The sequence below is a fragment of the Rhodococcus sp. C1 genome (genome assembly GCF_020809065.1).
In the GTDB taxonomy this organism is placed as follows: Bacteria; Actinomycetota; Actinomycetes; order Mycobacteriales; family Mycobacteriaceae; genus Rhodococcus_F; species Rhodococcus_F qingshengii.
Map to the genome: position 1 here is coordinate 954,249 of NZ_CP078080.1, position 24,137 is coordinate 978,385.

Sequence of the window (24,137 nt, forward strand, 5' to 3'; positions counted from 1 at the left end):
GATCGTAGGGTTGGCGATACCAGATCACCTATATCGAAAACCGCCTGATATTAGTCGATTTCGGCCATGGTCCGTGACTTTCGGGTGATGGCGGCGCCGAAGGCTGCAGCGAGCGGGAACATCAGAACGCCGTACACCGCGGCCGGTACTGCCAATTGCACGTTGTCGAGGAGACTGACGGCGATGGTGATCGCCAACGTGCTGTTGTGGATGCCGATTTCCATGGAACTGGCGATGGCCTGACGATCCTCGATGCCGAATATCCGGGGAACGACGTAACCGATCGAGAGGCTCAGTAGGCAGAACAAGGCAGCGACGACGCCGATGTCGACGAGATAGTCCGCGATGTTCTCGCGCTCGGAAACAACCGTTCCGACGATCACCAGTGCCAGAACCACCGCGGATCCGATGCGGACGGGCTTGTCCATGCGCTCGGCAAAGGCGCTCGAGCGCAATCGAACCCACATTCCGAGGGCGACAGGAATCAGTACGACGGCAAAGACCTGAAGTACCTTCGTGAACTGCAGTCCGAGGGTGCCGTCCGCGTCCTCGGGTTCGAAGTAGCCCAACGCGAAGTTGGTGATGAGCGGAAGGGTGACCACCGCTATCACCGAATTGACCGCAGTGAGTGTCACATTGAGAGCGACATCGCCGCGGAACAGATGGCTGAACAGGTTTGCCGTGGTGCCGCCCGGTGATGCGGCGAGGAGCATCATGCCGACAGCGAGCAGCGGGTCGAGGTCGAACAACGTGACCAGACCGAAGGCCGCGGCCGGGAGCAACAACAACTGACAGATCAGGGCAATCGAGACGGCTTTCGGCGCTTTTGCCACGCGGGCAAAATCTCCGACCGTCAAGGAAAGTCCGAGGCCGAACATGATGATGGCGAGTGCGGCGGGTAGGCCGACGGAGGTGAGTGCAGAGTCCATGAGTTAGTGGCTACTTCCAGTCACTGGGGGAATTTCACTGAAACTACCGTGATGCCCGGATCTGCGTGGCAGTTTGGATACATTGATGTATCGAACCGTGACGGCGTCGGTGAGCAGGGTTATCGTCGAATTATGTGCCGAAACATCACTGAACTTCGTGGACTCGAGCCCGCTGCTACGCCGGAGGAGATCGAGGCGGCCTCTCGCCAATACGTACGTAAGGTGAGCGGAATAGCCAAGGTGTCCGACGCGAACCGAGACGCCTTCGAACAGGCGGTGCGTGAGGTGACCGAAACGACGACGCGCCTGCTCAGTGCGTTGCCGCCTCGCAGACAGCCACCTCAGACCGTCCCTCCGTTGCGTCGCCCGGAAGTACAGGCTCGGATCGCTGCTCGTTCGTCCTGACCCGAGTGGATCTCACAGATATCGACGTATGGGACGTCGAAGCCTTGGATCAACTGTCTGCTGGGTTGGAAGGCGTTCTGGTCGCTCACCGCGTTCGCGACATCCGTCGACGGCTGGATACGCTGCGCAAAGAGGCCGTCGCCGACGACTTGCATATTCGTCAGGATGGAACCGTCTCTGCTGTTGCGCCCATCGCCGACGGTCACCCGCTCCACGTGCACGCCCAGTTGCTCGAGGTCGCAGTTCGAGAATTGATCGGTGAGGCACTGCTGGTCAGCGCGGATCTTCATCATGCGTTGTCTCTGCGGTCTCAGGTCGGCACCGACCTCCGTGACAAAGCTGTGCGTGTGGGGGAGGAGTGGCGAGCGTTCAGCCCTGATCGGCAGCGTCAGATGTTGCGTCATGCACCAGGCCTGATCGCCAACCTCGACGGCATTCCTGCTGCGATTCGCAGCCCGGCCAATCTCGATCGAATTCAATCGGAACGAGCACGGCTGCAAGATGATTCAGTCCGAATATCGCAAGAACTTCACCGCGAGTTCTTCGGCGGCAGACTGAGTAACACCGGGGCGGGCCAGTGGTACGCCGAACGCAAACTCGAGGATCTGGACGCGCTCGACGAGTTGTTTCGCGCCGAACCTGATCGACGGTTACTGCTCATGGACATGCGCTCGGGCGAACGCGGCTTCGCTGCAATTGCGATCGGTGATCCGGACACAGCGGATCACATCTCCGTGACGATTCCCGGACTGAACACCAACGTCAAGGACTCGATGCGCGGAATGGTCGGAGAGGCAACGCGATTACGAGCCGAGGCGATGCGGCAACTCGAACTGGCCGGCCGAAAGGAAAGCGTGGCCACCATCGCCTGGATCGGATATGACGCGCCACAGGTGATCGGGCCGGGAAAGTTCGACATCGGTCGGGCCAGCTTCGACGTCAGTCGATCGTCCAAAGCAGGCATAGCCGCCGACGCATTGGGTAGCTTCTTTCACGGTCTTCGTGCCGCGTCGGTCAACGACGGAGTCCATATCACCGCGTTGGGCCACTCCTACGGATCCCTCGCGACTTCTCTTGCGCTGCAACGCGGGGCAAGCGCAGCGGTCGACGACGTGGTGTTCTACGGTTCACCCGGGGTGCGAGCCAAGGTGGAGTCGGACCTCGGTATCGCCGACCGCCACGTCTACGTCATGAAAGCGGAAGGCGACAGTATCGCGGGGTTCGGCCGTTTCGGTGGCGATCCGACGCGCACCGAGTTCCATCGGTTGTCCACGGCCGAGGGGATCACCCCGGATGGAGTGAAACACGAGCGGGCGTTCGGGCATGCGGAGTACGCGAGGACAGGGGACAACGGAGAACTGCGGATGTCGGGATACAACCTCGCGGTTGTGGTTGCCGGACTGCCGGAGTTGGCCGTTATGGCCTGACCTGCTGGCTTACAGTGGCACTCATGCGTCTGAGGCATTCGGCCAGGGGGTTGGTCGTTGACGACCAGTCCCGTCTTCTGCTTTACCGATTCATCGCGCCCGGGGGCGGGCTGACGGTCTGGTGTCCTCCGGGCGGAGGCTTGGAAGGAGACGAAACCCCGTCCGAGGCGCTCGCGCGCGAATTGGACGAGGAGATCGGCTTGCGCGACTACGGCGCAGCCACCCATGTGTGGCATGAGGAGATCCGTGACCCGGCGATATTGCCGGGTTGGGGTGGTGCGATCAACGACTACTTCCTCGTGCCGGTGGCGACCGCATTCGAGCCCTGTGGGTCGTTGGGGCGCGAAGCGCTGGCCGCCGAGCTGGTCGAGCACTTCGAGTGGTGGAGTGTTGACCGCCTCTTGTCACACAGTGGTCGAGAAGTGTTCGGGCCACGCGATTTACCCGACCGGTTTGCACGCCTGGTCAAGGATGGGCCATCGAGTGCGCCGGATCGATTTGTTCGGTCGCAGTGAGGGATGCGAGGTAGCGATTGAAAACGAACATTTCGGCATCGAAACACGGCTACGCTGGGGTTATGGAGCACTACGTGCGTAAGGACCCCATCCCGTACGCTTCTACGGCTGCGCCGGTCAGTTCTCACAACCGGTTGGCGAGGACGGCCCAAAAATTGTGGATGGCTCTCCGAGGGCTGATGCGTGATCGGAAGGCGAGTCAGTACACCTCGCTCGCTCCGCGTCATCCCGACGGATCACGTACCGCCGTAATGTCTTTCAACAGCAGCGGCGGAGGGGCCGGATCAGGCGGGGCATGAAGGTCGCTAGTGCGACGCTGCCCGGGGCCCGTCGAATTCTCGACGAACGCCGGGCAGCGACGCAGTATGTGAGCTGGGATCAGCGGAGGTACTGTCCGCACACCGGCCACGCGCCGGCGCCCTGACCGGCAAGGACGTTTTCAGCAACGCGGACCTGTTCTGCCTGGCTGGCGTTGGCGGCGCTGCCCGCTCCGCCGTAGGCCTCCCACGTGCTCTGGCTGAACTGGAGTCCGCCGTAGTAGCCGTTTCCGGTGTTCGCGGCCCAGTTGCCCGAAGATTCGCATTCTGCGACACCCGACCAGTCGTGGGTGGCTGCGGATGCGGTGCCTGCGCTCAATCCGAGGGCTCCGGCTGCGAGGGCTCCGGCTGCGGCGACAGAGGCAAGTGCACGGGTAACGGTGGTCTTGGTCATTTTTGGTAAATCCTCTCGAGTCCCGCCGACGGAGGACGGTGACCGTCTCAGCTCCGCTCCCACCACTAGGAATGTTGTCGAGTCCGAACCGCGGGGTGGGACGGGCGGTGGCGATTCGGTAATGCCCGGTTGATCGGGCTGTCACCAACCATAAGAGATGATTACGGATTGGTCACGGGTCGGCGTGTCGACACATGTTTGTGCAACAGAAATGCATCAAAGAGTGTTTTCCCAGGTCGCATGGCGATATGCCACCTCTCCCGGCGTTACATAAACGAGATAAAATGTGATGTAAGTCACCTGAAACGTGCCTCGACGGCGTCGATATGCGGCGAATGTGACACTCAATCAGCCCGGTTTGTCGGCTTTTCGACCCGGTCTTCAGTCGTGCTGGAACCCATGTCCAGCCGTGATCTGTTGTCGACCGACCGGCCCGATTTACCTGTAGGGCAGCAGAATTGACAACGAATAACGCGCCGCTGGCTCAGACGAGATTCTTGCTCGCCTTGATCCGGCGGCGAATGTCGCGCATCTGAATGGTGTTGCCGGCCTGACGAACGGAGCGTGGGATGAACCTGTTGACGAACGACACGAAAATGAAGAGGTGTTCGAACCGGCGGCGGTCGTCTTCGGTCCACTCGAGATCGAGTTGGTCGCGGTAGATCGGTGGAAGGAATCCGACCGTCAGGAACCGCAACAAGTTTCGGAACACCAGGCGTATCGGCCACGCGATCATCTGTAGGTTGACCAAGTCGATCAGGTACTGCTTGGTGCGTTCGTCGATGACGACGCGTTCGCAACCGAGGTTCCAGTAGCGCTCGAAGTCGGCACGTGTGGCCGGCCACATCTCTTCGGTGACCTGCAGCGTCGTTCCCAAAGTTGACGCGGACTTGTAGAACGACTCCGCCTGTTCTTCGGACATCTTGCCGTGCAGCAACTGATGACTGTCTTCGAAACCGATGAACAGGCATGCAGCAACCCATAATTGGAGTTCGCGATTGAAGGCGTTGTACTTGACCGGGCTGTTTGAATCCGACTTCACATGTCGGTGCACCGAGTTCACGGCCTCGCGGTAAGCCTTTCGCTCTTCCTCGTCACCCAGGATCGCGACCGTCAGGTACTGCGTCGTGGTTCGTGCACGCTTCCACGGATGCGCTGTCAGAGCACCCGATTCGACCTTGCTCTCCATGACGCCGTACGCCACCTCGGGCCAACCGAGTTGCAGGATGACGTTGGCAGCGGCTCCGGCGAACGACCAGAAATCGAGTGCGTCGGTGATGTGTGCGGGCTTACGTGCCCACCGTCTACGCTCGGCCGTGATGGTGATGCGTGTCTGATCGGTGCGAAGCGACGACTCGGACTTTTCCGAATCCAGGTAGTGAGTGGGCATGGATCTTCCTCCGCGTGTGGTGAGTTACTTGGTCTCGACGTTGCTCACGAGCCACCGGTCGCCCGAGCGGACCAGGGACACGACCATGCGGTACTTCTGTGTGTTTCCCTCTGGCGCTGCGACATTCTTGGCTTGTTGGTCGACGAACACGAGCACCTTGGCCGACGAATTGTCCAGCGATTCGATACCGACGTCTGTCGCCGTCGCGCTCGCCTGGCCTTGGCCCCCGGCAACGACTTCGCGAAGTGAATCGACCATTGTTCGGTAGGTGCCGGCAAACTCGTCGGTCGACATCGAGGCAATGCTGTCTTTGTTGGCATCGAGGTTCTGATAGTCGAAGGAGGACATGATGGTCGAGTAATCCCGCGCGGTGTCCAAAGCCTCCTGCCGCAGCGTGTCTTCCTGATTCGCCGAGTACATCTGGAATCCGAGCACCGCCAATGCTGCGACCAGCGCTACCGCCATTAGTGAGATCAGTGCGTTGCGTGGCTCCTTCAGGCGGTGAAGTAGCGACGGAGAAGTCGGATGTTCGGCCACCTCGGCTTCTGTCTCGTCGAGTAGTGCGTTGTCACCGTGTGCCATTTCCCAGTCCTTCCAACATCAATCTCCAGTAGTTCAGGGCGTCGACTCCGGTCGGGACGAGAATCGGATCTGCGACGACGGGCGGTCCGATCGGAGTGCCCGGGACGGTCGAGTTCTGCAAACCGAGGTCGTTCGGACGCGGAGCATTCTGTGCTCCGCGTTGGACGAGGTCGTCGGCGGGGGGACAGTACATCGCCAGACTCGGACTGGTGGGAGACAGATCGCCGACCTCACGCCGAGGGGTGTCGTAGTTGCAGACCGGCCCCTGGGTCGCAACCAAGGCAAAGTCGGCGCGATCGCCTTTGACGATGGATGCCAGTTTGGCGAGACCTTCAGGAATCGTGACAAGTCCGGTTTCCAGGGCGTCTGTGCGGTCGGAGATGATCGGTGCGACAGTGACGAGATTGGCCAGGACCGCTCCGAAAGTGTTGTGGTACTTGTCGAACAACTGTTGAGCGCTGTTCAGGGCGGCGGGCGAATGATCGGTGAGGTAGATCAGCACCGGCGCGTTGGATTCGAGTTGTTCGGTGAAGTTCTTGGCAGCTGCCATTCCCCGGACGAACGAATCCGATTGTGTCGCCATGGAGTCCACCAACGTGGAGGTTCGCGACAGCAGCGCAGCGAGTTCGGCCGACTGGTCGTTCAACTGCGCCGACATGGTCCCACCGTTGTCGATCATCGTCGCCAAGCTCGGGCCGAGCCCGTTGAACGAATTCCCCAGCTCGGTCCCGATGTCGCTGATCGCTTGTGGATCAATCCCTTCCAAGACACCGGACGCCTGAAGCATCAACTGGCTCATCTGGACCGGTTGCTGATCCGCGGGCATGGCGATCTCGTCGCCGTCCCTAAGATACGGGCCGTGGTCTGTGTTGGGGTAGATGTCGACATTCTGAATTCCGGCTGCGGTCCCCATCGTCACCTTGGCGACGCTGTCGGTAGGTATCTCGGTGTTGTCGTTGAGTGAGAGTTCCACCCGAGCCGTGCGGGTGCCTGCGTCGAGTTCGACTTCACTCACTTTCCCCACCTGTACGCCGCGATACGTGACGACCGTGCCCTTGGTCAGTCCGAAGGCGTCGGACATGTTGGCGTGCAGCCGGATTTGACCCCCGAAACCCTGAGGGCCGACCACGTAGACGATCCCGAAAGGGATGACCACAGCAGCGATCAGAGCGAACAGGACAAGTTGAACAAGCGCAAGGCGACTCAACGCAGACCTCCCTGAAGTAGATCGGTGAGAGTTCCCGCTGGTGCGATCGATTGACCGGCCATACCGCCGCTCCAGAGCTTGTCGATCGTTCCCGGAATATCCAGGGCGCCGTCGAAAACGAGGTAGTCACCCTGCACTGCACCGGTGAAGTTTTCGAGCAACCCGTTCATGTTCGTCAGCGTCTGGCCGATCTCCGAGTTGAACGAATCCAGAGTCCCGACAACGGTCGACGCATCGTGCAGCATCGCGTCGAGGCCGTTGGGAGACGAGTCGAGAATGGTGTTTGCGTTGGTGGCGAGCTGAACGGTCGAGTTCAACAGGCTCGCAATCTGATCCTTCTGTCCCACGAGAATCGACACCACCTGTGGAACGGAATCGAGGTAGTTGTCGACAACTACGCGTTGGCCGGCCAGTTGGGAGGAGACCCGGGCAGCGAGGTCGACGGCCTCGTCGAACTCGCTGCGGTGACTGCTTGCCTCTGCCATGAGCGAGGTGAGGGTCTCGGTCAGAGAACGAACTTCACCGGAGCGCCCGGAAAACGCGGTGTTCAGCTCGCGCACCACGGTATCGAGTTGGTCGATGCCGCTTCCGGTCAGAACCGTGCCGAGGGTGGCAAGCGCACTTTCGACCTGCGGACCGATCTCGGTGCGAGACTCCGGAATTGTGTCTCCGTCGCTGAGCGTGGAGCCGGACGGAACTTCCGGCACCAAGAGTCTGATGAACGGATTGCCAAGTGCGGACGGGAGTTCGACGGAAGCTTCGACGTTGTCGGGCAATGGCGTCGCGGCGTCCAGACTCAGAGTCACATCGGCTCCGACGACATCGGCTGACAGCGCGGATACTCGACCGATGACTTTCTGGCCGCTGCGGACGTCTGCTCCCAACACCAGGCCGTCGGCGCCGGCCAGCTGCAGCGCCACGTTGTACGCGTCACCGTCGGCCGAACGACCCAGGGGTAGGTCTTGAATGCCTGCGCTACAGCCGCCGAAGGCGAGCACGGCCGCAGAACCCACACCGATGATCACGATACCGGCGATTATTCGAACCGATTGCCGCGTCAATTGCCACCTCCGGGGACGGCTCCGCCGGAAATCGCGGAGGCGATGCCGAGCGGATCAGAAGTGCTGAGGGGGAAGGAAATCGGATTCGTGAACCCGGCTCCGGTGCAGATCGGCAACTTGTAGGTGTCGCACAGCGGTTTCGCCACCGCGAACTGAGTCAATGCAGTCGAGACGTTGAGCCGAATGCGCCCGCGCTGATCAGGACCGATTGTCTGGGAGAGGTTCTGCATCATCAACGGCACCAGGTCCATGAACTCGGCGAGGCCGGGTTCTTTGGCAGCCAGAGTGTCACCGAGAACTCGCACGTTGTCGGCTATGGCACCGACATCATCGCCGTGAGTTGTCATGAAACTGTTCAACTGGTCGAAGACCACCTGCAGATCCTGCAGAGGCTGTGAGATGTCCATGTTCTGGCTCGCCCATTGATCACCCAGGACGCCGAGGTCGCCGACAAGTTCGTCGAGGCTGACCTGCCGTGCGTCCAGAGCATTCATCAAAGTGTTGAGATTGTCGACAAGGGCACCTATGTCTTCCGACCGAGCGCCGACAACTCCGGTTGCCGTGCTGAGGTTGCGAATTGCGGTGTTGAATTGATCGCCCTGGCCCTGCCACCCGGCGGCGCCGCGGCTCACGAGATCGCCGAGATTGCCCCCATCCCCGGCAAATGCGTCGGCCAAAGTGCTGACGCTTCCCATCAAGCCGTCGAAATCTATGGGGGAGTGGGCACGTTCGATCGGAATCTGGTCGCCGTCTTTCAGTGTCTCTCCGCCGGTGTACGCCGGGCCGAGTTCGATGTGTCGATCGCTGATCACCGATGGATTGAGGACATAGGCCGAGGCGTCGGCGGGCAGGTCCACGGAGTCGGGCATCGACATCGCTACTCGAACAGAAGTTCCGCGAGGTTCCACCGACGTGACCGTCCCGACGCCGACTCCGAGGACGGTGACCTTGCTTCCCTCGTAGATTCCGCCGACGTGGCTGAAATCGGCGTAGACGGTCTTGGACTGATCTGTTCGTCCGAATATGTACCAACCGGGCAGGGCGATCGCCAAGGTCACTACCAGCATGGCCGTGACGGCTTTTCGTGTATTCACTTGCAGCCCTCCATGATGCCGAGCGCGCAGAGCAGATTGTCCGGGATCACGGCCGCCGGCGCGTTGACGTCGGTCCAATTGCCGGTGCCGGTTGAATCGGTGACCGAACGCAGCGCGGAAGGAAGACGAGTCAACAGCAGGTCGATCTGATCTGCGTTGTTCTTCAGCGTGGTGGTGACCGCGACGAGGTTGTCGGTCATGGCTCCGAACTCGTCCTGACGATCGACGAAAGTGGTGGAGAGCTTCGAGATGATGATTGTCAGGTTGTCGACCAGCTGAGTCAGTGCGTCCTTGCGCATCGCAAGAGTTCGAACGATCGTCTGAGCATTGGCCGCAGTACCGACGATCGAATCGGTTTGTGCCGCAGCCATGTCCGACAGCTCACGAGACATGATGAGAATCTGGTCGATCTGTTCACTGTTCTGCGCGAAAGCCGCCGAGGCGCCGCTGATTCCGGCCAGAGCCCGGCCCACCTGATCGGATTCAGTGGGAATCACCTGCGAAAGGGTGTTCATCATGGACTCCATCGCCTGTAGGTCGACGCCTGTTGCCGCAGTGGTGGCATCACTGCTGACGTCGTCGAGGCTGTACGGCACGGTTGTGCGGGAGAGCGGGATGACCCGCGCCTCGGAGTCGTCGACCACTCCGGCCGGCACGATCTCCAGGTAGCGCTTGCCGAGGACCGTCTTGAGCCTGACCGTCGCCGTGCTCTGGTTTCCCAAAGGCTGGTCCTTGTCCAAGCGGAAGTTGACGACGACGTGGTCGCCGGCAAGGTCGATTGAATCCACTCGGCCCGCGGGAACCCCGGCCACGTAAACCGGATCGGTGTCGGAAAGCCCGCTGGCATTGGCTAACTCGGCTGTGTATGCCGACGTGCGTACGTTGTACCAGAGCTTCGGAATGCCCAAGGCGGCGCCGAGTCCCACCACCAGAACGAAGATTCCGAGACTGCCCAGGGCGAGAGCGGTGCCGCTACCGCTGCGACGGCGATCCCCTTTGAACAGGAAGAGCATGATGCCGACGAACACGTCGATCAGCTTGACCAGGAACATCATGAGCACACCGGCGAGTGTGTCGGACCGAAGATGTTGGCTTCCATGTCGCCTGCCTTCAGAGTGAAATTGCACAGATACAGGCTGATGAAACTTCCGTAACTTCCGATCCGGTTGGCGGCGTCGGCGAACTGGGGAAGGTTGACGAGAAGTCTGTTGAACTCGTCGGTGCTCGCAATCCAACTCCCGGTGACACTTTCGAGTTGTTGCACGGTCTGACCGAATGCGCCGTTCGACCCGGCCATGATCTGAGCCAACGACGAGACAGTGCGGTTTCCCTGATCCAAGAGCGAGACGAGTTGATCGTTCTGCCCGACGACGGAAGTACTCAGATCGTTCAAACCGTCCAACAGACCGACCAATTCGGGTTGACGCTCGTCGACGGAGGTGAGAAGTGTGTTCATGTTCGTGAGTAGTTGCGCGAAGACGTCCTGACGGTCGACCAGGCCGGAACTCATGGTCGCGATCTGGTCGAGCAGGGTGGTCATTGCCTGGCCCTGGCCGTTGAAGGTTTCGACAAAACTTCGCGTGAGCGTGTTGACCTGCTCGGGCTGCAGCGCGGCGAACAACGGTTTGAACCCGTTCATCAGGGCCGTCAAGTTGATCGGCGGTGTTGTCTGCGCCAGCGGTATCGTGTCACCTGGTTCGAGCTGTCGTGCGGATACCGTTGTTGCGCTGTCGTCTTGCGTCAGTGCCAGATATCGAGCACCGAGCATGTCGCCGTAGCGCACGGCGGCACGGACATCCGACTCGAGGGAAAATCGCGACTCGATTTCGACGTCGACGATCGCCTTGCTCGTCCCGCCTCCGTTGTCGGCGAACGCAACCGAGTCCACGCGGCCGATACGCACACCCGACATGGTGACCGGGTTGCCCGGGTTGAGTCCTTCGACGTCGGTGAACTCGAACGAGTACGAATCGGTGCTTCCGCGAACCGGGACCGACAACGTGTTCGCCACGAACGACGCGCAGGCGACGCCGGTGAGACAGAAGAGTGACAACCGAATTACCTGGCCAGGACGGACCTTCACGGGACGGTCACCTCGTTACCTCTGACCATCGGCCCCAACATCAGTGTTGTTGCCGGGTTGGGGGTATCCGAGGGTTCCGGCGAAACGCCCAGTAGTTGATCTTCGAGGTACCGCAGGGGGGCCGCTTCGGCTACGCCGCCCACGACCGGGGCACTGACGGGTTGTTCAGGCGTCAGGTTGGAGCCCGAACACTGTGCTCCGCGCGAGTCACCGTACTGCGGGCAATCATCACCCGTGTATGGGAGCGGTTCGGCGAACGTGGCAACTGCTGTGATGTCGAACTTTCCGGTGGCGAAGACTCGAGCGCCCGCGGCGCCGAACGTACTGGCATTGGCGAGGGTGGAACGCAGTCCTCCGGGATTGGCCGCGGTGGTTGCGAGTATCTTTCCGGCGGAATCGATCACAGTGATGATGTTTCGGTTGTTCGCCCCGACAAAATCGTCGACGGTAGCGGCGAAGACTGCGGCCGCGCCGATCGAGGACTCGAGATTCGCTCTGTTGGCGACCATGTCGTTCGAGACGGTTGTGGCGGCTGCCAAGGTATCGAGAATGTCGGGGGTCGCACGGTCCAACGCGTCGACGACCGACTTGAATTCGGGTGTCGATTCGAGGAATTGGTGTGCGGCGGGTGTCAGTACGCCGGACGCGGCACTGAGATTGTCTATCGTGGTACCGATCTCGGCTCCGTTTCCGTCGAGCGCCTGGCCCAGCGCAGTCAGGGCTGTCTGCAACTTCTCGGGCTGCATCGCAGTGAGGACGCCCACCAACTTGGTGTACACGTCGTAGAGCGCAACGGCTTCGGGACCGTCGTCCATGTGGATCTCGTCTCCGTCCGCCAGAGTCGTCTGGCCCTGCTCATTCGGACTGTCCACGAGCTGCATGTAGATGTCGCCGAAGAACGTGCGTGGAACAACGCGAGCCACCACGTCAGCGGGAATCTTCGACGCGTCATCGGTCTGAATCTGCAACTGCACAACGGATTCGGCGGTTCCTGATTCGATTTCGCCGATTCGGCCGACGTTGACGCCGTGGTACCGAACCGGAGCTTCACCGCTGATGAGACCGGCTGTGGCTGGAACAGCGACGAAGATGTCGGTGCTCTGCTCGAGATTTCCCGAACCGCGTAGAACCATTGTCACGGCGGCGGCGACGGCTACGACTATGGCGATCGCGCCGCGAAGGGCGTACACGATCTTCGTGCGTGTAGTGAGTCTGTCCACGGCTCAGACCCCCATTCCCGGGATCTGGGGCACGAGGCCCCACAGCGCGAAAGTCATCAGTACGTCGAGGATTCCGATCGCGAGGATCGCAGTCCGGAGCGCGCGCCCGGCCGCTTGCCCGACGCCGGCCGGACCACCGGAGGCATAGTAGCCGTACGCGCAGTGAACCAGCGCGACAACAGCGGCGAACACCACGGCCTTGAGACCCGAGTACAGGAGATCCTGCGGAGAGATCGCCAGATGGAAGAAGTAGTCGTAAGTACCGGCCGATGCGCCGTTGAAGAACACGACGACCAGTCGGGTCGAGAGGTAACTGGCCAGGAGTCCGATCATGTAGATCGGGATGACACAGATCATGGCAGCGATCACCCGGGTACCCGCGAGGAAGGGGATCGATCGGATCGCCATCGAGTCCAGCGCGTCGATTTCGTCGGAGATACGCATGGCCCCGATCTGGGCGGTGAAACCCGTTCCGACCTTGGCGGCCAACGCGATCGCGACGACAACAGGGGCCAGTTCACGGGTGTTGGCAACCGCGGACAGCATGCCGGAGAGCGAGGTCATCCCGACAAGCTCGAGGCCCCGGTGGGTCTCGACGCCCAACATCATCGCCGCGGCCAGCGACATCGCGAAGACGATCCCGATGGTGCCGCCGCCGGACAACAAGGAATTCGTGCCGAAGCTGACCTCGCTGATCTGACCGAGTACATGCTTGCGGTACTTGGTGAGCGCAAAGGGGATCGATGCGATAGTGCGGACGTAGAAAGTGACGTGCTGACCGAGGGAGACGAGGCCGTCGCCCGCGGTTCGCAGGGGTCTGCTCGCTTGACGTGCTCGAACACGGAGATCGACGAGCGACATCAGAATTCACCGACTGCCGGGACGATTACGGTGTAGAGCGCGGACAACACTGTGTTCACGATGAAGACGAGCGCGAACGCGATGACCACGGCTTCGTTGACTGCGTCGGCAACGCCGCGTGGGCCACCTTTTGCATGTAGACCTTTGAAGGTGGCGACCAAAGTCGAAGCGATGCCGAAGACCGCAGCCTTCACCAAAGCCATGACGAAGTCGGAAGATCGCCCGTACTGACTGAACGTTGCCATGAACGTTCCGGCCGGAAGATGCTGGACGTAGATGTGGTACAGGTAGCACGCGATCACACCGCCGAAGGTGACCATCGAACACAGTGCAAGGGAGACGATCACTGCCGCAACCAATCTCGGTGCGACGAGGCGCTCGATCACGTCGATGCCCATCACTTCCATCGCGTCGATCTCTTCCCGGATCTTTCGTGAACCCAAATCCGTGCAGATCGCCGATCCTGCGACACCGGCCATCATCAACGCGCACACCAGCGCCGCGGCCTGACCGACGATGATGAAAGCTACGACAGCTCCGGAATATCCACCGGCTCCGATCCGGCCGGCCAGTTCACCGACCGAGACGGCGATGAATACACCGATCGGAATCATGAGAAGCAGCGACGGGCCGGTGCTGACGCGACCGATGAACAGGGTCTGAGTAACCGTCTCGTGCAACGAGAGTCGTCTGCGCAGGATTGCCGTGAACAGACCGAAGAGTGCCTGAACCGAGAATCCGATCAGATAGCCCCCCTGTAACGCTACGTCTCGCACCGGGCCCTTCGCGGCTGGCAGCTCGTACGTCATCTAATTGAATTCCTTTGCAGATCAACAGTGTTCGGCACGGAGTTCGAACTGTTCGAGCGCTGGCGGTCGAGCGAACTGCCTGTGAAGCATCTCACACATATATGTGTCCAAGCAAGCATTATGTGAACCGAAATTCTCGTCGAACTGTCAGCCCTGTTGACCGAGTTTCCTTCATTGACGTGGAGATATCGGAACTGTTCATATCGACATCCTGTGTATGTTTACGAATATTCCGAATCTGTCAGTCGGATTGCTTCGCGGATGCGGGCTGGATGCTTCGAGCGGTGACCCTACCCACTGCTGGTGGCCACAGGCAACGTTTTGTTAACGAAGATTCTCGGTGGAAGCAACGGGGAGGTGGCGAAGGGCGAGTGGTGTGTTCTGATCAAAGGCAGCGTTACCTGCATGTATGAAACTCTAGACGCGCGATGTGCTGAAATCGGTGTACGAGTTTTCAAAATCATGCTTATGCTGATTCTCGTCTGATGAGCAGGCGGATCGAAGTGCTTCGTGCGTGAGGGCTGGAGAGTGGGGTACACGGTGAGCCTGAACGATCAGTTCGTCGACGCGCAGACGTCGAATGGGATTGTTCGGCAGCCGAGGTCCGACTCCGTCAAGAGGCGACCGAAGGACCGCAAGGCGCAGATCGCGGCTGCAGCGGCAATCGCGTTCAGTGAGCGCGGATATCCTGCTGTCAGTGTCGACGACATCGCGTCGGCGGTCGGTATTTCGGGTTCGGCGCTCTATCGGCACTTTCCGAACAAGTACGCGATGTTCCGCCACGCGGCACTGGAGTTGACCGGAGCGCTCGCCAGTGCCCTCGATGCCGTTTCGGTTGCGCCTGCGGCAACCGATGCGCAGCGGTTGCGCGAAGATCTGATTGCAGTGATACGAACGACGATCCGCAATCGGCGTACGGCCGGAATCTATCGTTGGGAGAGCCGGTTTCTCGACACCGATGATCGGAAATCCGTTCGAGCGCAAGCCAGTACGGTCAATCGCCGAGTAGCCCGGTATCTTTCGCGCTCCGAACCCGCGATGACGGCGAGGGACGAGACCCTTGTCGTGGCAGCGATGTTCAGCGTCATCGGCAGTATCACCGTCCATAACCTGTTGCTGCCCCAGCGAGCGATGGAGAAGGTTCTGCTCGACGCGTGTCTGGCGATAGATCAAGGTGAGGCTGCAATCACCGCTAGCCGCTTGGAGCAGTCCTCGTTACCTCGAACCGTGACCACGAACAAACGTGAACGTCTCTTGCAGGAAGCCGTGCGCCTCTTCGACTCTCGCGGGTATCACGACGTCAGCATCGAAGAGATCGCCGCGGCCGCCGGCTTGAACGCATCCGGTATGTACCGCTACTTTCCCAGCAAGGCAGAGCTTCTCGGCGCCGTGTTCTATCGAGCTGCATATCGCTTGGACTTGGCGACGGCAGCGGTCTTCGACTCCGCGACTTCGCACGAACAAGTGCTCCGGTCACTGTCGGCGATGTACGTGGAGTTGTCGTTTGCACAGCACGAATTGATGTCGGTCTACTTCTCCGAGATGAACAACCTTCTGCCGAGTCATCGAAGCGATCTGAAGAATCGCCAGAAGCTTTACGTGGTCGAATGGGCGCGAGTGCTCGGCGAGATTCGTCCTGAGCTGTCGGCAGTAGAGGCGAAGTTCGTAGTTCATGCTGCGCTCAACCTGGTCCCGGATGTCGGCCGCATGATGAAGTTCGACGCTGCCGCAGAGAACGCGGCCAGGTTGCAGGTGTTCATGTCGGCAGTACTGTTCGGCCGTCGGGCTTCGGCCGCCTGAAGCGTGTCGGTGGGTGTGCGTAGTCTGGCCCACTATGAGCGAAGTCGTGTCACTGGCAGCTGCCCGTCGCATAGCGCTTGCCGCTCAGGGATTCGGCAAATCGCATCCCACGACGGTGACGCGTCGCAATCTGGTCGGCGTGATGGACCGGCTGCAGGTGCTGCAGATCGACTCGGTCAATGTCTTCGAACGCAGTCACTACCTACCCGTTTATGCGCGATTGGGCGCATACGACAAATCCAGACTCGATCAGCTTGCCTTCACCCCCGGTTCGGGATACCTCGAATACTGGGGTCACGAAGCAACGTTCTTGCCGGTGGACATGTGGCCGTTGTTCCGCTGGCGGATGGACCAGTTTCGCGCCAAAGCGTTGAGTGACAAGGACGGGTGGGCTTCCGATCGGCGCGTCTTCCTCGATTGGTTGCGGCAGGAGTTGCGCGACAACGGTCCGATGGCGGCGAGCGAGATCGAACACGAGGCGAACACGCGGCGCGGTCCGTGGTGGGGGTGGTCCGACGTGAAGGTCGGGCTCGAGACGCTGTTCCGTTGGGGCGAGGTGGTCTCGGCGGGGCGCGCCGGTTTCGAGCGTCGTTACGGCCTGGCCGAGCAGATGCTTGCACCCGAGATACTCGACGCACACGTCGAGCGGTCGGAGGCGATACGCGAACTGGTGCTGCGGGGTGTGAAGGCACACGGTCTCGGCACCCTCGACGACATCGCCGACTACTTTCGTCTGCCCAGCGCAGAAGCACGAACGGCCTTGCAGGAACTCGAAGACGCCGGCAGCGTGCGCCGGGTGTCCGTCGACGGCTGGGAGCGTCGAGGCAAGGCAAGGGAGGTGTGGATCGATCCGCGAGCGAAGCGTCCCAGGTCCATCCGTGCGGATGCGCTGTTGTCACCCTTCGACCCGGTAGTGTGGGCACGCGATCGAGCGTTGCGGCTCTTCGACTTTCACTACCGGATCGAGATCTACACTCCGGCGCACAAGCGAGTTCACGGATACTACGTGCTCCCGGTGTTGATCGACGACAAGATCTGCGCCCGAGTCGATCTGAAGAACGACCGTCAGAACCGTCGACTGCTTGTCCGCGCGGCGTGGGCCGAACCCACCGCGGACGCCGACACTGCGCCGCGGTTGGCGGAACTCCTTCGGAGAACTGCGCGTTGGCAGGGCTGCGACACCATCGAGGTGGAGAACAAAGGCACGTTGTCTCAGCAGTTGGCCGCCGCCATGAGGTGAGCCTTCAAGGCCGCGAGGGAGATTGTCATTCGGGAACGGTTATCCGCCCGTCGATTGCGGCCCTGCTGATGGAATTTCTCAATGCGGAACAACTTCCGGATCGAATTCTCGGCGGTTCAGCATCGTCGCGGTACTCCAAACATGCCGTGCGCGAATCTGATCGCCACTGGGTCGACGTGTGATGCCAGCTGTTCTTCTCCACGAGGACGTAGGTTCCGCACCGCTCGCAGTCCAGCGGTTCCATGGTCATTGCCCTACTCCTGCGGCGGCCCTGCGTGCGATGTTGTCAGCGACTTCCTGCTTCCACACTTCGATGGGTTTGCTTGTGTCCATCTCGAATTCGAAACGGTCGACCATCTCGGGTGTGACGTCGGCGACGTCCACGTAGAACTGTTCATACCACCGCCTCAGTTGGTATACCGGACCGTCCTCGGTGCAGAGCAGCGGATTGTCGATGCGGGTCTTGTTCTTCCAGATCTCGATGTCCTGCTCGAACCCGACACCGATGTATCCGATCATCGCGTCGACAAGTTGATCGGCGAACTCGGCGGGCATCTCTGCGGACTTCTGGACGGTAATGCCGTACATGAGTACGAATTTGTTCGGGCTCACCGGGTAGTGGCAGTTGATCAGCACCGAATCGGTCGTGAAGTTCTCGTAGACGTAGCGCAAGTCGTCGATCATGAACGACGGTCCGTGGTAGGCCGCTGTCGAAAGATTCGACACCAACTTCGGTACGTCGGGGTCGGTCCAGGTCACGATGTCGTCGCGGTTGATGCCGCTCTGCTCCTGGATGGCGACGTGTCCTTCGAAGACGTTCTTGAAATAGGTGGGGAACGAGAAGTGCACGTAGAAGAAGTGCGCCATGTCAACGACGTTGTCGACGATTTCTCGGCAGTTCGTATCGATGACTATCGACTTCCAGACCCAATCGGTCCACTCGTGCTCCGCAGACTTGATGATCGGTATGGCGACTTCGGCAGGAGGCGGATTGCCTTCGGGGTCGTGCCAGACGAAGAGCAGCCCGTCTTGTTCGAGCGCAGTCCAAGCGCGGGTCTTGGCAAGCGGGGGGACACGTCGAGCATAGGGAATCGCGGTGCACTTACCGTTGCCTCCCCACCTCCAGTCGTGGAAGGGGCACGCGATCGAATCGCCCTTGACCGTGCCCTGACTCAGGTCGCCGCCCATGTGACGGCAGTACGCGTCGAGGATCTTCAGTTCGCCATGCGAGTCGGAGAAGACGACCAGTTTGGTACCGAAAGCTTCGACGGAATGCGGGTTCCCGTCGCTGTAGTCCTTGGCGAGGCCGAGGCAGTGCCATCCGCGGGCAAATCGAGTGGGAGGTTCTCCCTGGTCGATGATGCGAACCTCTTCCGATTCATTGACATCCGCAATTGTCATGTTCTTCCTTTCGTGAGTGCACCCGGTGGGCTGGACCGAGCGACGTTGTACGACAGTCGAAGGGGGGTAAATCTCTGGGCAAGTCACATACGCTGCGACGAGATGTTGCCGCCGTCGACAACCAATTCCGTTGCGGTGATGTAACTTGCTTCGTCGGACAGCAGGAAGCGGACAGCGTGTGCGATTTCCTCCGGGCGACCGAGCCTGCCGAGGAGGATGCGTCGTTCGAATGCCCCGTCACCCAATGCGTCTACGGTCGGCTGAAGCAGAGGGGTCAGAATCTGTCCGGGAGAGACGCAGTTGATCCGAATGCCGTCCGGGCCCAGTCGGTCCGCCAGCGATCGGACCATCGACAACATCCCACCCTTTGCAGCGGAGTAGACAGGGTTGATTGCATTGCCCAAAGTTGCGTTGATCGAAGCGATTCCGACTATTGCCGAACCGGGATTGGCCGTGAAATCAGGCATCAACTGTTGAACCAACAGGATGAGCGGACGTAGATGGGTGTTGATACCCGTCTCCCACACGTCGAGCGTCACTCCTTCGAGGGATCCGATATCGACGACCCCGGCGGAGTGAACAAGTCCGCCGATGGAGGGAAGTGAGGAACGGGTTGTGGCCAATGCGGCCGCGTAGTCGTCCGCTCTCGTGAGATCGATTCCCACTCCGATGGCGTCGATGCCGAATTCGGAGGAGATCACGGCTGCCTGATCGACCGCTTTTGCCTCGTCGATATCCCAGAGAGCGACTGGTCGTCGGATCGCCGCGAGCGCGCGGGCGGAGGCCAATCCGATTCCGGATGCGCCGCCGGTGATGATCACGCCTGTCGACGGGGATGAAGCATTCATGTGTCCTCCTGATTTTGAAGCGTTCTGCTCGGCGCCGCATGATCTGATGGGCTCCGGTCATCACTGTGACGAGGGATGGATTCGGACTCAACGAACATGACCGATCATCGGTATAGGTGCTGGTGAGAGCCCATGCAGATGCATCTCCCGCTGCGTGGGAAACGTACTGGCGTCGTGTGTCCACGGAAGCTCAGATGGGCGGAACGAATGTTGGCTGCCGAAGCGGCGGGCCACCGGAACGGAGACATCGATGTTGGTCGGACCGATCACCGAAGAGTCCATCCCCATGTCAACTCTCGACAGACTGTCGGTGGTGGTGGACTGCTTTCGTGACGCGCCTCGGCTGACATTGGGGGAGGTCGCGCGCCGAACCGGGATTCCGCGATCGTCCGTGCACCGGATGCTACTGAAACTCGTGAGGATGAACTGGCTACGCCGCGAAGGACTCGAGTACGAGATAGGCGACAAGCTAGGAGATCTGGGCGCGCTCTCGCTGTATCGAAACAAAGTGGATCGAGTGGTTACGCCCCTACTTCAGCAATTGCATTTCGTGACTGGACACGCCGTGCACCTCGGGGTGTTGGAAGGAAACCATGTGCGCTACATCCAGAAGATCGGGAGCCTGATGGTCCCCGACCTTCAGACTCGCGTCGGCTCACGTATCCCAGCGCAAGCGTCGACCATCGGGAAGTCACTGTTGAGCGCCGGCAACAGATCGGTGGCATCGTCGCACAACGCCAATGACGTTCGCCAACACGCAGTTGCGTTCGGAATCTGCAATTCCGGGATGGGCTGTATCGGCGCGCGAATCGGGGTGCTCGACCACATGCCAGTAGGTCTCTCGATTTGTGGGCCCTTGATTCGCGGCACGATAGACAAGAGGAACGCCGCTCCCGTACAGATGGCGGCAGCAGCGATCTCGCAGTATTTCGGAATGATCGACGGGTTCGAGCAGGAGAAGACGGGATAGTCCGACAAACGCAAAGAGTGCGCCTCCCCCCACTACGCGTAAAGCGCAGTGGGGGAGACGCACTCGGATAGAGCTGTGTCAGCGAAGAGCCGCAAGCGCGTCGATACGCCCCGCGGCACCTTCCATGATGCTTTCGATCAGTTCCTTGCAGCTGGGCAGATCGTTGATCATGCCGACAACCTGACCCGAAGCAAGAACACCGGCTTCCGTGTTGCCCTCGACCAGTCCGGCCTTGAGCAACATCGGTGTGTTGGCTGCCATGATGATCTGCATCAGCGTGCGGTCACCCGACCGCTTCATCGCGAGACCGTCCTTGGCGAGGGTCGACCACTTCATGCCCGTCATGGCCTTGAACTTCGTGGCATTCTTGGCCGCGGCGATCAAACCGGTTGCATAGCTGGAACCTTCGAGGCTGTTGACCAGGTCGGTGTTGAGCACACGATGAGGCATGCCGTCGACCTTGCGGGAGACAGTCGTATCCGTCAGTCCGCGCTTGAGATACTCCTGTTTGACGGAATCGGGAACCGAAGAGTCGCTGGTGAGAAGGAATCGCGTTCCCATCGCGACACCGGCAGCGCCGTACGCCAGTGCGGCAGCCAGCCCGCGGCCGTCGAAGAATCCGCCACCGGCGATGACCGGAATATCGACCGCGTCGAGAACCGAGGGGAGAAGCAATGTCGTGGCCACACCGCCGGTATGGCCACCACCTTCGCCGCCCTGGACGATGACGGCGTCCGCGCCCCAGGATGCAACCTTGACCGCGTGCTTCGCGGCACCGATCGAGGGCACGACGACGATGCCGTGGTCCTTGAGCTTGGCGATCAGTTCCTTCTTGGGAGCCAACGCAAACGACGCGACCTTGACGCCTTCACGGATCAGCAGATCCGCGCGTTGCGGGGCGTCAGTGGCGTCGGCACGCATGTTGACGCCGAACGGCTTGTCCGTGAGCTGCTTCGTCTTCTTGATCGCGTGCTCGAGCTCGTCGTACGTCATCGTGGCCGAAGCCAGGATGCCGAGACCACCGGCGTTAGCCGTTGCTGACGTGAGAGCGGGACCGGAAACCCAGCCCATACCCGTCTGCACGATCGGGTACTCGACACCGACCAGTTCGGTCAGCGCGGTCTTCAGGGTGGGGGTCATGCCGAGACCTCACGGTCCCGGAGGTTGCGCGGATCGAGGGTTTCGCGGATGAGGTGAAGTTCTTCGGCGGTGGGGTCACGGGTGATACCGGCCTCGGCGAGTCCGGCAACCTCGAACGAGGTGTTCTCGGCTACCTCTTCGGCGGTGACGCCGGGGTGAAGGCTCAACGCGCGGAAGGTGTTTCCTGGTCCGCCGAAGTCGAAGACACCGAGGTTGGTGACGACGCGGGGGATGTTCAGGTACTTGTAAGCCGGATTCTCGGGATCGATCTGGTCGTAGCCGACACCGCACACCACGTCGACCTTGTCGACGAACACTCGCTTGGAGTGCTTGGGGACGAAGTAGCTCGTCGCGTGGTTGATGGTGTTACCCGGGGCGCCGCGCACACCGAACATCTGACGCGTCGGCTGCTGAAGCGGGCCGAAGGCGGAGAGGTTCTGGTTGCCGTGGCGATCGAGCTGATTGGCGCCCATGACTACGTGACGGCGGCCGGAAGCGACGACGTCGAACACCTTGCGGAACGGCATCCATCCTTCGACGGGGCCCTTCGTTCCGACGGCCGGAGTGTCCTCGAGAATGAGGGCTTCACCATCGGTGATCAGCAGGTCGGGCTCGGTGGTGAGTCGAGCCAGGCGAGCGCCGATGGTGGACGACGTCGACATCGGGCTGGCCATGATTTCGCCTGCACCGGAGAAGATTTCAGCGCAAGCGAGAACAACGTACTCTGCGCGGGTGACGGTGGATTCGCTCATTTTGCCTGCTCCCCTGCCTTTGATGAATCGGCAAACTTCTTTACTGCGGCTTGGTAGTCCTCTTCGCTGCCGGAGAGGAAGGTGTCGACGAACGCCTGCCACGACTCGGGGGTCTTGGCGGACTCGGCGTAGTGACGCTGGAACTTCTCGTCGCGGCCGTAGCTTTCGCCGGCCAACGTGAAGTGCGCACCATTGGGTGCCTCGACGACGGCGTCGACCATCATGCGGTTGAGCAGAAGGTTCTGCAGTGGAACGGATTTGACCAGCTCCTCGGTCTCGACGATGCGTTCGACGGAGACGTAACGCTTTTCGGCCGCCATGCAGTACAGGTCGTCGAAGTACGGGTCGACGCCGTTGTACGCGGCATTGCCGTGCTTGTCACCGAGATTGAGGTGAACGAACGACGCATCGAGGTTGAGCGCAGGCATCGCGATCAAGGTCTCGGAGCGGCCGTCGGCCTCGGGGTACGGGGAGGTGACGGTCTTGAGTTCGTCGCCCCAGAAGTTGCGGACATCCGAACCCAGGCCGGCGCGGATCGGGAGGAAGGGAAGGCGAGCGGCAGCTGCTTCGAGGCCACACTTGACCATGCCCTCGTCCATCTCGCGGACTTCGATCTCACCGGCGGTGCGTGCCTTGGCAAACCACGGGTCGTAGAACGGCGCGGAGTCGAGGGACACGAAACCGTAGTATGCCTTCTTGACCTTGCCGGCCGAGCACAGCAGTCCGAGATCCGGTCCGCCGTAGGTGACCACGGTCAGGTCTTTGACGTCCGAACGCAGAATCGCACGCACGAAGGCCATCGGCTTGCGGCGAGATCCCCAGCCGCCCAAGCCGATCGTCATTCCGCTGCGGAGTTCGCCGACTACCTCGTCGAGCGACTTCGTCTTGTCACGCTTGCTAGCCATGTTTGTCTCAGCCTTCCTTCTGGGTTGCGTTCTCGCGCGGCTTGCCGGTGGCGACGAACTCGTCGCGGTGTTCGTCGGACACGCCGAGGAGGTTGAGTTCGAAGGTGTAGCCCTGCTCGAGGCGGTAGCTGCCCTTGACGTCCACCGGGTCGATGCCGTTGATGGCTTCCTTGGCGCACCGGATGATGCGGGTGTCCTTGGCGGCGATCTTCGCGGCGATCTCGCGAGCGCACTCGTCGAGCTTCTCGCGCGGGACCACGTCGTAGACGCTGCCGAACTGCTTGAGTGTGTGTGCGTCGACGCTCTGTGCGGTGTAGTAGAGCGTGCGCATCATGTGCTGTGGCACCAGCCTCGAGAGGTGTGTGGCAGCGCCGAGTGCGCCGCGGTCGACCTCGGGGAGGGAGAAGATCGCGTCGTCGGAAGCGACGATCACGTCCGCGTTGCCGACGAGTCCGATGCCGCCGCCGACACAGAATCCGTTGACGGCCACGACGACGGGTACAGCACAGTCGTAGACGGCCGCGAAGGCCGCGGCGCAACCGCGGTTGGCGGCGACCAGCGCGTCGAATCCCTCGGTGGCCTGCATCTCCTTGATGTCGACGCCGGCGTTGAATCCGCGTCCCTCGGCTCGCAGGATCACCACGTGAGTGTTGAGATCCTTGCCCGCGTCGAGGATGGCGTCGGCAAGCTCGAACCATCCCTTGGACGGGATTGCATTGACCGGCGCGTAGTCGATGGTGACCGTGGTGATGCCGGTTCCGTCGGAGGAGGTGCTGATGCCCATATC

At 60.9% G+C, this 24,137-nt stretch carries 23 protein-coding genes and 1 pseudogene; 6 read left to right on the forward strand and 18 right to left on the reverse strand.

The features are described 5' to 3' along the window. Nucleotides 1-50 precede the first annotated feature (50 nt). On the reverse strand, nt 51-929 hold the full coding sequence (locus KTR60_RS04400; RefSeq protein WP_003945620.1) for a bile acid:sodium symporter family protein: 879 nt from the start codon (nt 927-929) through the stop codon (nt 51-53). A 132-nt stretch (nt 930-1,061) separates the two neighbouring features. On the opposite strand from KTR60_RS04400, the gene KTR60_RS04405 reads away from it, so the two are divergent. From KTR60_RS04405 to KTR60_RS04415, 3 genes are read left to right on the forward strand one after another with little or no spacing between them, the layout of a single operon-like run. Next, the gene (locus KTR60_RS04405; RefSeq protein WP_003945457.1) at nt 1,062-1,334 is read left to right on the forward strand and encodes a DUF2277 domain-containing protein; all 273 of its coding nucleotides are present in this window, start codon (nt 1,062-1,064) and stop codon (nt 1,332-1,334) included. 5 nt (nt 1,335-1,339) lie between these two features. Then, on the forward strand, nt 1,340-2,761 hold the full coding sequence (locus KTR60_RS04410; protein WP_042449462.1) for an alpha/beta hydrolase: 1,422 nt from the start codon (nt 1,340-1,342) through the stop codon (nt 2,759-2,761). 23 nt (nt 2,762-2,784) lie between these two features. Then, nucleotides 2,785-3,276, forward strand: a complete 492-nt coding sequence (locus KTR60_RS04415; RefSeq protein WP_073512098.1) for an NUDIX domain-containing protein — start codon at nt 2,785-2,787, stop codon at nt 3,274-3,276. Between the two features lie 384 nt (nt 3,277-3,660). On the opposite strand, the pseudogene KTR60_RS04420 reads toward KTR60_RS04415, so the two are convergent. The 11 genes and pseudogenes from KTR60_RS04420 to KTR60_RS04470 form a co-directional block, all read right to left on the reverse strand. Next, a pseudogene (locus KTR60_RS04420) lies at nt 3,661-3,987 on the reverse strand (transglycosylase family protein); the annotation flags it as partial. A gap of 484 nt (nt 3,988-4,471) precedes the next feature. After that, entirely contained in the window at nt 4,472-5,377 is a 906-nt protein-coding gene (locus KTR60_RS04425) for an oxygenase MpaB family protein (protein ID WP_003945519.1), read from the reverse strand. A gap of 24 nt (nt 5,378-5,401) precedes the next feature. Next, entirely contained in the window at nt 5,402-5,959 is a 558-nt protein-coding gene (locus KTR60_RS04430) for a hypothetical protein (protein WP_054827261.1), read from the reverse strand. Then, a complete protein-coding gene (locus tag KTR60_RS04435; RefSeq protein ID WP_007734224.1) occupies nt 5,946-7,166 on the reverse strand; it encodes an MlaD family protein in 1,221 nt (406 codons plus the stop codon). Before KTR60_RS04435 ends, KTR60_RS04430 begins: the two co-directional genes overlap by 14 nt. Beyond that, nucleotides 7,163-8,191 (reverse strand): MCE family protein, encoded by a 1,029-nt coding sequence (locus KTR60_RS04440; RefSeq protein ID WP_228401890.1) that lies wholly within the window; start codon nt 8,189-8,191, stop codon nt 7,163-7,165. Before KTR60_RS04440 ends, KTR60_RS04435 begins: the two co-directional genes overlap by 4 nt. A gap of 32 nt (nt 8,192-8,223) precedes the next feature. After that, a complete protein-coding gene (locus KTR60_RS04445) occupies nt 8,224-9,321 on the reverse strand; it encodes an MCE family protein (protein ID WP_007734229.1) in 1,098 nt (365 codons plus the stop codon). Next, complete coding sequence (locus tag KTR60_RS04450) at nt 9,318-10,373, reverse strand: MCE family protein (protein ID WP_228402260.1); 1,056 nt, start codon at nt 10,371-10,373, stop codon at nt 9,318-9,320. The genes KTR60_RS04445 and KTR60_RS04450 overlap by 4 nt, the downstream gene beginning before the upstream one ends. Continuing rightward, entirely contained in the window at nt 10,373-11,404 is a 1,032-nt protein-coding gene (locus KTR60_RS04455; RefSeq protein ID WP_228401891.1) for an MCE family protein, read from the reverse strand. The genes KTR60_RS04450 and KTR60_RS04455 overlap by 1 nt, the downstream gene beginning before the upstream one ends. Then, entirely contained in the window at nt 11,401-12,624 is a 1,224-nt protein-coding gene (locus KTR60_RS04460; protein ID WP_228401892.1) for an MCE family protein, read from the reverse strand. Before KTR60_RS04460 ends, KTR60_RS04455 begins: the two co-directional genes overlap by 4 nt. 3 nt (nt 12,625-12,627) lie before the next feature. Beyond that, nucleotides 12,628-13,485 (reverse strand): MlaE family ABC transporter permease, encoded by an 858-nt coding sequence (locus tag KTR60_RS04465; RefSeq protein ID WP_003945491.1) that lies wholly within the window; start codon nt 13,483-13,485, stop codon nt 12,628-12,630. Continuing rightward, the gene (locus KTR60_RS04470) at nt 13,485-14,294 is read right to left on the reverse strand and encodes an MlaE family ABC transporter permease (RefSeq protein ID WP_003945485.1); all 810 of its coding nucleotides are present in this window, start codon (nt 14,292-14,294) and stop codon (nt 13,485-13,487) included. The genes KTR60_RS04465 and KTR60_RS04470 overlap by 1 nt, the downstream gene beginning before the upstream one ends. Nucleotides 14,295-14,834: 540 nt before the next feature. On the opposite strand from KTR60_RS04470, the gene KTR60_RS04475 reads away from it, so the two are divergent. After that, nucleotides 14,835-16,094 carry a TetR/AcrR family transcriptional regulator gene (locus KTR60_RS04475; protein ID WP_228401893.1) on the forward strand — a complete coding sequence of 420 codons (1,260 nt, stop codon included), beginning with the start codon at nt 14,835-14,837 and terminating at the stop codon, nt 16,092-16,094. Nucleotides 16,095-16,128: 34 nt separating this feature from the next. Then, nucleotides 16,129-17,334, forward strand: a complete 1,206-nt coding sequence (locus tag KTR60_RS04480; RefSeq protein ID WP_042449474.1) for a winged helix-turn-helix domain-containing protein — start codon at nt 16,129-16,131, stop codon at nt 17,332-17,334. A 246-nt stretch (nt 17,335-17,580) separates the two neighbouring features. Here the strand turns inward: KTR60_RS04480 and KTR60_RS04485 are convergent, their stop codons facing one another. Both KTR60_RS04485 and KTR60_RS04490 read right to left on the reverse strand, forming a co-directional pair. Beyond that, nucleotides 17,581-18,735, reverse strand: a complete 1,155-nt coding sequence (locus KTR60_RS04485; protein WP_042449476.1) for a Rieske 2Fe-2S domain-containing protein — start codon at nt 18,733-18,735, stop codon at nt 17,581-17,583. Between the two features lie 83 nt (nt 18,736-18,818). After that, entirely contained in the window at nt 18,819-19,583 is a 765-nt protein-coding gene (locus tag KTR60_RS04490) for an SDR family NAD(P)-dependent oxidoreductase (protein WP_007734247.1), read from the reverse strand. Nucleotides 19,584-19,833: 250 nt separating this feature from the next. Between KTR60_RS04490 and KTR60_RS04495 the strand changes: the two genes are divergently transcribed. Then, a complete protein-coding gene (locus KTR60_RS04495; protein ID WP_042449480.1) occupies nt 19,834-20,553 on the forward strand; it encodes an IclR family transcriptional regulator in 720 nt (239 codons plus the stop codon). A gap of 78 nt (nt 20,554-20,631) precedes the next feature. On the opposite strand, the gene KTR60_RS04500 is transcribed toward KTR60_RS04495, so the two are convergent. From KTR60_RS04500 to echA20, 4 genes are read right to left on the reverse strand one after another with little or no spacing between them, the layout of a single operon-like run. Next, nucleotides 20,632-21,693 (reverse strand): NAD(P)H-dependent flavin oxidoreductase, encoded by a 1,062-nt coding sequence (locus tag KTR60_RS04500; protein ID WP_007734249.1) that lies wholly within the window; start codon nt 21,691-21,693, stop codon nt 20,632-20,634. Further along, on the reverse strand, nt 21,690-22,445 hold the full coding sequence (locus KTR60_RS04505; protein WP_003945796.1) for a CoA-transferase subunit beta: 756 nt from the start codon (nt 22,443-22,445) through the stop codon (nt 21,690-21,692). The genes KTR60_RS04500 and KTR60_RS04505 overlap by 4 nt, the downstream gene beginning before the upstream one ends. Beyond that, on the reverse strand, nt 22,442-23,350 hold the full coding sequence (gene ipdA, locus KTR60_RS04510; RefSeq protein ID WP_042449482.1) for a cholesterol ring-cleaving hydrolase subunit IpdA: 909 nt from the start codon (nt 23,348-23,350) through the stop codon (nt 22,442-22,444). Before ipdA ends, KTR60_RS04505 begins: the two co-directional genes overlap by 4 nt. Before the next feature lie 7 nt (nt 23,351-23,357). Further along, on the reverse strand, nt 23,358-24,134 hold the full coding sequence (echA20, locus tag KTR60_RS04515) for a (7aS)-7a-methyl-1,5-dioxo-2,3,5,6,7,7a-hexahydro-1H-indene-carboxyl-CoA hydrolase (protein WP_003945611.1): 777 nt from the start codon (nt 24,132-24,134) through the stop codon (nt 23,358-23,360). Nucleotides 24,135-24,137: the final 3 nt, after the last annotated feature.

Coding starts and splice junctions, on each gene's coding strand:
- KTR60_RS04400 (WP_003945620.1), bottom strand. CDS start 929: ATGGACTCTGCACTCACCTCCGTCGGCCTACCCGCCGCACTCGCCATC.
- KTR60_RS04405 (WP_003945457.1), top strand. CDS start 1,062: ATGTGCCGAAACATCACTGAACTTCGTGGACTCGAGCCCGCTGCTACG.
- KTR60_RS04415 (WP_073512098.1), top strand. CDS start 2,785: ATGCGTCTGAGGCATTCGGCCAGGGGGTTGGTCGTTGACGACCAGTCC.
- KTR60_RS04425 (WP_003945519.1), bottom strand. CDS start 5,377: ATGCCCACTCACTACCTGGATTCGGAAAAGTCCGAGTCGTCGCTTCGC.
- KTR60_RS04430 (WP_054827261.1), bottom strand. CDS start 5,959: ATGGCACACGGTGACAACGCACTACTCGACGAGACAGAAGCCGAGGTG.
- KTR60_RS04450 (WP_228402260.1), bottom strand. CDS start 10,373: ATGTTCCTGGTCAAGCTGATCGACGTGTTCGTCGGCATCATGCTCTTC.
- KTR60_RS04465 (WP_003945491.1), bottom strand. CDS start 13,485: ATGTCGCTCGTCGATCTCCGTGTTCGAGCACGTCAAGCGAGCAGACCC.
- KTR60_RS04470 (WP_003945485.1), bottom strand. CDS start 14,294: ATGACGTACGAGCTGCCAGCCGCGAAGGGCCCGGTGCGAGACGTAGCG.
- KTR60_RS04480 (WP_042449474.1), top strand. CDS start 16,129: ATGAGCGAAGTCGTGTCACTGGCAGCTGCCCGTCGCATAGCGCTTGCC.
- KTR60_RS04485 (WP_042449476.1), bottom strand. CDS start 18,735: ATGACAATTGCGGATGTCAATGAATCGGAAGAGGTTCGCATCATCGAC.
- KTR60_RS04490 (WP_007734247.1), bottom strand. CDS start 19,583: ATGAATGCTTCATCCCCGTCGACAGGCGTGATCATCACCGGCGGCGCA.
- KTR60_RS04495 (WP_042449480.1), top strand. CDS start 19,834: ATGTTGGTCGGACCGATCACCGAAGAGTCCATCCCCATGTCAACTCTC.
- KTR60_RS04500 (WP_007734249.1), bottom strand. CDS start 21,693: ATGACCCCCACCCTGAAGACCGCGCTGACCGAACTGGTCGGTGTCGAG.
- KTR60_RS04505 (WP_003945796.1), bottom strand. CDS start 22,445: ATGAGCGAATCCACCGTCACCCGCGCAGAGTACGTTGTTCTCGCTTGC.
- ipdA (WP_042449482.1), bottom strand. CDS start 23,350: ATGGCTAGCAAGCGTGACAAGACGAAGTCGCTCGACGAGGTAGTCGGC.
- echA20 (WP_003945611.1), bottom strand. CDS start 24,134: ATGGGCATCAGCACCTCCTCCGACGGAACCGGCATCACCACGGTCACC.